This window comes from Patescibacteria group bacterium, from assembly GCA_038063375.1.
Lineage (GTDB): Bacteria > Patescibacteriota > Minisyncoccia > Phycocordibacterales > JANLHH01 > JANLHH01.
The window spans coordinates 1-8,084 of the sequence record JBBTVG010000006.1; the positions used below are offsets into that span (position 1 = coordinate 1).

9 protein-coding genes are annotated in these 8,084 nt (G+C 44.9%); 6 read left to right on the forward strand and 3 right to left on the reverse strand.

Translation table 11 applies throughout. From position 1 onward, the window contains the following. Positions 1–75 precede the first annotated feature (75 nt). The 6 genes from AAB523_01105 to AAB523_01130 all read left to right on the forward strand — a co-directional run bounded on the left by AAB523_01105 (position 76) and on the right by AAB523_01130 (position 6,094). Positions 76–1,176 carry a putative peptidoglycan glycosyltransferase FtsW gene (locus AAB523_01105; protein MEK7555868.1) on the forward strand — a complete coding sequence of 367 codons (1,101 nt, stop codon included), beginning with the start codon at positions 76–78 and terminating at the stop codon, positions 1,174–1,176. 51 nt (positions 1,177–1,227) lie between these two features. Continuing rightward, positions 1,228–2,355: a UDP-N-acetylglucosamine--N-acetylmuramyl-(pentapeptide) pyrophosphoryl-undecaprenol N-acetylglucosamine transferase gene (locus AAB523_01110; protein MEK7555869.1), complete on the forward strand. Its 1,128-nt coding sequence runs from the start codon at positions 1,228–1,230 to the stop codon at positions 2,353–2,355. Between the two features lie 20 nt (positions 2,356–2,375). Continuing rightward, positions 2,376–3,698 (forward strand): glutamate--tRNA ligase, encoded by a 1,323-nt coding sequence (gltX, locus tag AAB523_01115; GenBank protein ID MEK7555870.1) that lies wholly within the window; start codon positions 2,376–2,378, stop codon positions 3,696–3,698. Between the two features lies 1 nt (position 3,699). Beyond that, positions 3,700–4,998 (forward strand): peptidoglycan DD-metalloendopeptidase family protein, encoded by a 1,299-nt coding sequence (locus AAB523_01120; GenBank protein MEK7555871.1) that lies wholly within the window; start codon positions 3,700–3,702, stop codon positions 4,996–4,998. 21 nt (positions 4,999–5,019) lie between these two features. Next, positions 5,020–5,349 (forward strand): hypothetical protein, encoded by a 330-nt coding sequence (locus tag AAB523_01125; GenBank protein ID MEK7555872.1) that lies wholly within the window; start codon positions 5,020–5,022, stop codon positions 5,347–5,349. Positions 5,350–5,431: 82 nt separating this feature from the next. After that, a complete protein-coding gene (locus AAB523_01130; protein MEK7555873.1) occupies positions 5,432–6,094 on the forward strand; it encodes a hypothetical protein in 663 nt (220 codons plus the stop codon). Between the two features lie 322 nt (positions 6,095–6,416). On the opposite strand, the gene AAB523_01135 is transcribed toward AAB523_01130, so the two are convergent. The 3 genes from AAB523_01135 to AAB523_01145 form a co-directional block, all read right to left on the reverse strand. After that, complete coding sequence (locus AAB523_01135; GenBank protein ID MEK7555874.1) at positions 6,417–6,971, reverse strand: hypothetical protein; 555 nt, start codon at positions 6,969–6,971, stop codon at positions 6,417–6,419. A 172-nt stretch (positions 6,972–7,143) separates the two neighbouring features. After that, the gene (gene nth / locus AAB523_01140; protein MEK7555875.1) at positions 7,144–7,779 is read right to left on the reverse strand and encodes an endonuclease III; all 636 of its coding nucleotides are present in this window, start codon (positions 7,777–7,779) and stop codon (positions 7,144–7,146) included. Further along, positions 7,776–8,084, reverse strand: a 309-nt coding sequence (locus tag AAB523_01145; protein MEK7555876.1) for an A/G-specific adenine glycosylase, incomplete at its 5' end; no start/stop codon positions are given. The genes AAB523_01145 and nth, both read right to left, overlap by 4 nt.

An 8,084-nucleotide genomic window follows, 5' to 3' on the forward strand; every position in this document is an offset into this window, starting at 1 on the left:
TTCCATTTCCGAGCGAGCGACGACAACAAAGGGTTTAATACCCTTTATTACGCAGCGGGTCTAATATAAAAAGCCATGGCGAACAAGAGTATTGATAAAGTATTTCTCGCAACCGTTATTTTTCTCATGTTGGGAGGGTTTTTTATCTTCATGTCCTCTTCGCTTGGTTTATTGGCGAGACAAGGACCTCAATTTGGCGCTACGACATTCAATCAAGCGTTTTTCGGCCTCTTTCTGGGTTCCATCGCGCTCGTCGTATTTTCAAAAATAGATTATAAACTTTGGAAGAAATACGCGGTACACATATTCGCACTCTCCATTATCGCGACAGCTTTGGTTTTCATCCCGCAGATCGGGCTACAGCACGGGGGCGCGCGGCGATGGCTTGATCTCGGGTTTGTCACATTCCAGCCTTCCGAATTCTTAAAGTTCGGAGCCGTGCTGTACCTTGCCGCATGGTTCTCTTCGGTTAAGTATAAAATTGAGTCAATCAAATGGGGATTATTGCCGCTTCTGGCGGTCATCGGCATTGTAGGCCTCATTTTGCTGTGGCAACCCGACATGGATACCCTCCTCATCATCATCGGTGCCGCCATCGGCATATTTTTTATTGCGGGAGGGAAGTGGAAGCATTTGGCTGTCCTATTCGGCATCGCTGTTATTGGTTTTATTCTTATCGTATTTTCCAAACCCTACCTCATGGAGCGCGTTTTGACGTTTATTGATCCCGCGCGCGACCCGCTCGTTGCGGGGTGGCAGATACAGCAGTCCCTAATCGCGGTCGGCTCCGGCGGAGTGTTCGGAAAGGGCTTTGGTCAAAGCATACAGAAATTCAGATTCTTGCCCGAGCCGATCGGAGATTCTATTTTTGCCGTAGCGGCTGAAGAGTTTGGTTTTGTTGGGGGCGTCGTCATTATTTCCGCGTTCATTTTGTTCCTGTTAAGGGGTCTCTCTATTGCGCGGCGCGCCCCTGATGCATTCAGTGGACTTTTGGTTTCCGGGATTGTTATAATGATTGTACTCCAATCCCTTATTAATATTGCGTCTATTGTAGGCGTTTTCCCGTTTTCAGGCCTCCCGCTTCCGTTCATTAGTCATGGAGGCACGGCATTGCTGTTCGCACTCGTTGAGATCGGGATCGTACTCAATATTTCAAGGTATAAGAGAAAAATATAGCGATATCCCTGTGCGGACACACAAGCATTAGCAGTTTAAATTGTTAACGGAATGAAGATACTTTTTACCGGAGGCGGGTCCGGAGGACATTTTTACCCCATCATAGCGGTTGCGGAAGAGATAAATAAGATCATAGAGCGCGACCATTTATTGAACGCGCAACTGTATTTTGTGGCGCCTGAACCTTACAACAGAGCCCTTCTTCAGGAAAACGGCATTCTGTTTAAAAAGGTTTCCGCAGGGAAGATGCGGCGTTACTTTTCTCTCTTGAATTTTCTGGACATATTTAAAACCTCCGCCGGTATTGTGCGGGCCATTGTACTGTTGTACTCTATTTTCCCCGATGTCATTTTCAGCAAAGGGGGGTACGCGAGTTTTCCGGTACTTTTCGCGGCGCGATTGTTCGGCATTCCCGTCATTATCCATGAATCAGACTCGGTTCCCGGAAAAACAAACGTGTGGGCGGGGAAGTTTGCGCAAAGGATCGCGGTCTCGTATGCTGACGCGGGAAGTTTTTTCCCTAAAGATAAAGTGGCGCAGACCGGCAATCCCGTCAGACAAGGAATGTTCATAGTGCAAAAAAAGGGCGCGCATGAATTTTTAAAACTGGAGGAGGGCACACCCATTATTTTTATTCTTGGCGGTTCTCAAGGGGCGCAAGTGATCAACAACGTCGTCTTGGACGCGCTTCCCCAGCTTGTTGAAAAATATCAGGTCATCCACCAGACCGGAGAAAATAATTTTAAAAGTACCGCAAGTACGGCCGGCGTTATCTTAAAAGGGAATCGATATGAAGGACGATATCATCCATTCCCGTATCTGAATTTGCTTTCCATGAAAATGTCAGCCGGCATAGCTGACCTGATCATATCGCGTGCCGGTTCCACCATTTTTGAGATTGCGGCATGGGGAATACCGAGTATCATTGTTCCCATCACTGATTCAAACGGAGACCATCAACGAAGCAATGCGTTTGCTTACGCGCGAACGGGGGCATGCCTGGTGATTGAAGAGAATAATTTAGCGGCGAATGTTCTTATCTCCGATATTGACCGTATCATGGGAAACAGGGAAGAGCGTGAGCGTATGGTAGTGGGAGCGCGCTCGTTTGCACGGCCGGACGCCGCCCAGAAGATCGCGGAAGAGATCGTAAAGATCGCGCTCAAACATGAAAAATAAAGAGTATTAAACCTTATAATATGCCGAACATCCTCACCCCAAAAAATATTGTAACTCGTTTTGCACCGTCCCCGACGGGGTTTTTGCATGTGGGCGGTATGCGCACGGCGCTCTTCAACTATCTCTTCGCCAAAGCGCACGGAGGAAAATTTATCCTGCGCATTGAGGACACCGACAAGGAACGCAGTAAAAAAGAATACGAAGAGGATATTGTGGCGGGACTCTCGTGGCTTTCTCTTTCGTATGACGAGATATATCGCCAGTCAGAACGAGGGGAAATATACAAAAAGCATCTCCAAGCAATACTCTACAAAGGTAGCGCGTATGAGGCGGAAGAAAACAGCGATGGCACGGGAAAGGTCATCCGCTTCAAAAACCCGAACGGGAAGATAACGTTTAAGGATATGATTCGTGGAGACATTTCATTTGATACGGCCGAACTGGGTGATTTTGTGATCGCTAAAGACATGCAAACACCGCTTTTTCACTTGGCGGTCGTCGTTGATGATTTTGAGATGGGCGTCACGCATATTATTCGCGGAGAGGACCATATCTCCAATACACCTCGCCAAATGCTCATACAGCGCGCCATAAGCGCTCCGGAGCCCCTCTATGCTCACATCCCACTTATCCTAGCTCCCGACAAAAGCAAACTCTCTAAGCGCCACGGTGCGGTTTCCGTGAATGAATACAAGGCAGAAGGATATCTGCCGGAAGCGCTCATAAATTTTTTAGCGTTACTCGGCTGGAATCCGGGAACTGAAAAAGAAATATTTACCTTGAGTGAACTCATCAAAGAATTTAATTTGGAGAAGGTGCAAAAAGGCGGCGCGGTCTTTGATCGTACTAAACTTGATTGGATCAACAGGGAACACTTGAGGAAATTACCATCAAAAGATCTGGAGATCTTTGTATCAGATATATTAAAAACACAGGACTCTGTTCTTGTGAAAAAAATTACTCCGCTCATTCTTGAACGTATCAATAAATTTTCAGATATCAATACAATGGCCGCGGAAGGGGAGTTAGCGTATTTTTTTGAACGGCCGCGATACAGCTCTGAAAAATTGGTATGGAAAAAAAGTGATTCTAAAACAACAAAACGGCACATTGACAGAATGATTGAATTATTTCAAAATGCTGATTTTACCAGCGCGGAATCTTTGAAGCCTGCGATATGGGATTATGCGGAAGGTGAGGGAAGAGGGGATGTTTTATGGCCTCTGCGCTTTGCTCTTTCCGGAAGGGATAAATCGCCGGACCCGTTCACTATTGCGTCAATTTTAGGCAAAGAAGAAACACGAGAGCGTTTAAGGGCGGCTTCGGTGAAACTAGGTGAATGATATGAACATATGGCAATTCGTAAAAACCATCTTTCTTTCTTCCATGCTATTTCTCGTGATATTTGCGGTGCCAGTGCTACAGATACGCGCCCAAAGCATTGATGAACTCAAAACGAAAATTACCGGTCGCGCAAGCGAAATAGAGGCGCTTGAAAAAGAGATCGCGCAATACCAAATCCAGTTGAACGGTATTGGGGAAGAAAAACAAAGTTTACAAAAAGAGATAAAGACCATTGACCTTACGCGAAAAAAACTTGCTGCGGACATAAAATTGACTGAAAATAAAATTGAATCCAGTTCGCTCACCATTGAAAAGCTGGAGCTTGAAATTGGCGATAAAAAGACAAATATCACTAATAAGATAGAGGTTATCAAGGAGACCATCAGAAAGATCAACGAAATAGATGATAACACCCTCGTTGAACTCGTTCTTTCCAGCGACAATATCTCGGAGTTTTGGAATGACGTGGAGAATTTCGAGCAATTTCAAGAAAGTATCAACAAGAACGTAAAAGAACTGCAGGACCTCAAAACGCGTCTGGAAGAAAATAAAGCATCCATTGAGATCGCGCGCGCAAATTCTATTGCGCTCCGGGCAAAACTCCAAGACCAAAAGATCATTGCGGACAATAGCCGCAATCAAAAAAATCAATTGCTCGCGCAAACAAAAAATAAAGAAGCCAATTACCAGAAAGCGCTTGATGAAAAACTGCGGCTCAAGGAGGAGTTTGAAAAGGAGTTGCTGAAATTTGAATCAGAACTGCGCATCGCCATAGATCCGGGGAGTTTCCCCCCGGCGGGAACTGGCGTTTTGCTATGGCCGCTGAAAGATATCTTTATCACGCAGAAATTCGGCAATACCGATTTTGCGCAAAGCGGGGGATACAACGGGAAAGGTCACAATGGCGTTGATTTTCGGGCAAGTATTGGTACGGAAATAAAAGCCGCACTCTCCGGTGTTGTTGAGGCGACAGGCAACACCGATCAATATCCCGGCTGCTATTCCTACGGCAAATGGGTGCTTATCAAGCACAATAACGGTCTTTCAACACTCTATGCGCATCTCTCACTCATTAAAGCAATAGAAGGGCAGCAGGTGTCTACCGGGGATATTGTCGGCTATAGCGGAAACACAGGATATTCTACCGGCCCGCATCTGCATCTTACCGTATACGCAAGCCAGGGAGTTCAAGTGACTCGCTTAGGCGCCATCGCGGGGAGACCAATCAGTAAATGTAGTAGTGCATCCATACCCATCGCTCCGCTTCCGGCGTACCTTAATCCTCTGGATTACTTATAATATTAGCTATATACTTTATACATGAAGAAGATGCTCGATAAGAAACAAGGAGGATTCATTAAGTTGTTGGTTTTGTTTGTCATCCTGATTGTCATTATCAGCTATTTGGGCATTGATCTGCGTGCTATCGTACAATCTCCGGAAACGCAGGGGAATCTTGGCTATGTATGGGGTTTAGTAGTAACCGTCTGGGATAATTATCTGGAACGTCCGGTCTTGTATTTTTGGAACAATATCTTCATTAACCTCTTATGGGAATCGTTTGTAAACAATATGGAACGTATTAAGAATGGCGTGCCGCATGATTTTATATTGAATGCGCCATCGGTCGGCACCACAACGCAACCGTAGAGGAATTGTGGTGCGACTTCTCCTTATATTTACACACAATAATATTTGTCTTTTGCGACTCTAGTGTTTATACTGGAGATGTATGGCGCTTCGTGCACAAAAATCCGGTAAGCAAAAACCATGGACCAGAGAAGAGCTTTCTCTAGGTCTAAAACATTTTTTTGATACAAACAGCAGATATCCAACAGCGCCGGAAGTTGATGCGTATCCATATCTGCCTTCAGCTCGTTGTATTGAGCGGCGTTTTGGGGGACTCGTACAACTGCGCAAACAGCTTGACCTGAAGGGACAATCAGATTTTCGTAGTGGACAACACAGTATAGAACGTGCACGAAAGATAAACAGTCGCTCGCATGAGATAGAGCGAACAGTCTACGATTTCCTTCAAGATATGTTTGGTAAAGAGTTTGTGCATCGCGAGTATTTCTTCACGGATGACAGGCGTACGCGAGCTGATTTCTTTGTGTATGACAGTAAAAAAGGATTTTGTGTGGATGTATTTTATCCAAGCGATAGGCGTAATCTTACCGGTTGCTTAAACAGCAAATTAAAAACATACCATACGAAGTATATGCGTCAGTACCCGGTGATCTTTTTGCAAATGAATGAGGGCATATCACAAGACACATTAGACAAGGTGATACGGAATAAGAAGAATCCTCTTACTACGGGGCAATATCTCATGGCATGGAATACATTCCAGGAATTTTGCAGACTAAGAGGGCCATTACGGGTATTACAATAGTACACAAAAGGGTGTTATTAAGTAGTATGTTGTATATTCTTTATACGTCGTATAAAGAACCTGCGCAAAAGATATATTGTGCGACACTGTGTATTATTTAAACTCGAGCCTTTTGCTATCTCCCCTCGCATATCCGCTACTGCTCATTGTCAAAACATAAACCATTCTTTTTCTCCGGTAGTACTAAATAAAAAACACCGTGATAAATATCACAGCGTTTTTTATTTAAGTTATTTTCGAGTGAGTGAGGGTCACAAAAGCATTTTTTCTATTTGCAATGTTTTTGTGACCGAGCGAAGGAAGAAAACAAGATTCTCTTATTTTATTTTCGAGCGAGTTCGTTGTTGTATTTTGACCAGCACTTTGCCGATGGTTGCCATGGTTGTGACCCTTCTTTTTCGTATAACCACTTTGCGTAGGCTAAGTTTCCTTCTAATGAGTAAATATCTAGCCCAAGCTTTAGAGCAGCCTTCTCGTGGAAGTATGCGTTAATTTGCATGACACCGATATCTTCCGGTACTACTTCCCCCCTCAACACTTCCCCGTTCTTACCATACTGTCTAAATCGAGATTCACAGTACGCAATCTCTATCAAGAGCGGCGTGTCTTTGAAATAGTCTCGGACGCGCGTTTCTATGGTGAGCGGAATAGTGCTTGGATCAAGCGCTCCCCCCTCCACGATAGCGTCTGAGATGACGACCGTGTTGGTATATTCCCTTTTATAGAAAGGAACGCGATCTTGCTGGGTTGTTCCGTTCGTGAGAAATAATAGCGCAGTCGTTAAGAATTCTATGATAAGCCGTTTTCTAGCCAGTAATCTCAAAAGAAATTTGAGTTGGTGCTCTGCCCCCCACCCGGCAAGGGCTTGTTGGAACATCGCACCAAAGAAAAAACCGGGTCTACCGGTATATCTAGATACTAGCATGTAACAGGGAGATTGTCAATAGTTACGCAACGTTTTCTCTGTTTGGCAATAGCCATAAAATGGCTTAAAATAAAGGTATTAAACCTTTATTCTTAATACGAAAGCAAGGCCTTCGTATGCGCACTTAGTGACGAACAGGACATTTCGCGTGGTCGTGCCTTCGCGCCGGGCAGTATTTCCTCCCGTATTCAATCATATAATAGGTGAACATAAACCACTCTTTCTTGGGCAATATCAGCATGAGGTCCTGCTCTATCTTTTTGGGGTCTTTCTCGTTAGAGAGGCCGAGGAGTCGTGACAAGCGTATCACGTGCGTATCAACCGCGATTCCCTCCACCACGCCATACGCGTTTCCGAGCACCACGTTGGCGGTTTTGCGCGACACCCCGGGCAGAGTGAGTATTTCTTCCATTGTGTTGGGTACTTTGCCGCCGAACGTTTCCTTAACGATCTTGGCCGAAGCGAGAATATTCTTTGTTTTGTTTCTATAGAAACCGGTGGAATAAATGTTTTTCTCAAACTCCTTACTGTCCGCGTTCACATAATCATCCAACGTCTTATATTTTTTAAAGAGTTTTTGCGTCACCTCGTTTACCTTCTTGTCGGTGCATTGCGCGGAAAGAATGACCGAAACCAAAAGTTCCCAATTATTGGCATACCGCAAGGCCATTTCCGCGTTGGGGATCAACCGCTTGAGAGAGCGGAGAACCTTTCGCGCTTTTTCTTTGCGTTCGTTCAGTTGTTTTCGGGTCTTGATCATACGGTTTTGTACCTACCACGATGTTTCATGATAAATTTTTCTTTGATCAATTCCTCCAGTACTCGCTCGAGTGATTTATCGGATACTTTAATCTCAGCGCGTAAGCGTTCTTTGCTCATACTTCCCTTCCCCAATATTTTTTTGAGAACCGCGCCGCGAATCTGTCGGTGCGACCCTTCAAACACTTTTTGTTTTGTGTAATGCTTGCTTTGCCTGTTTGGATTTTTCACTTGTTTGCCAAGGTGAGTGCCATAGTCAAAGAGCGCGTAATACCACTCGCGAGGATTTTGTGTGTCCATTGTCTT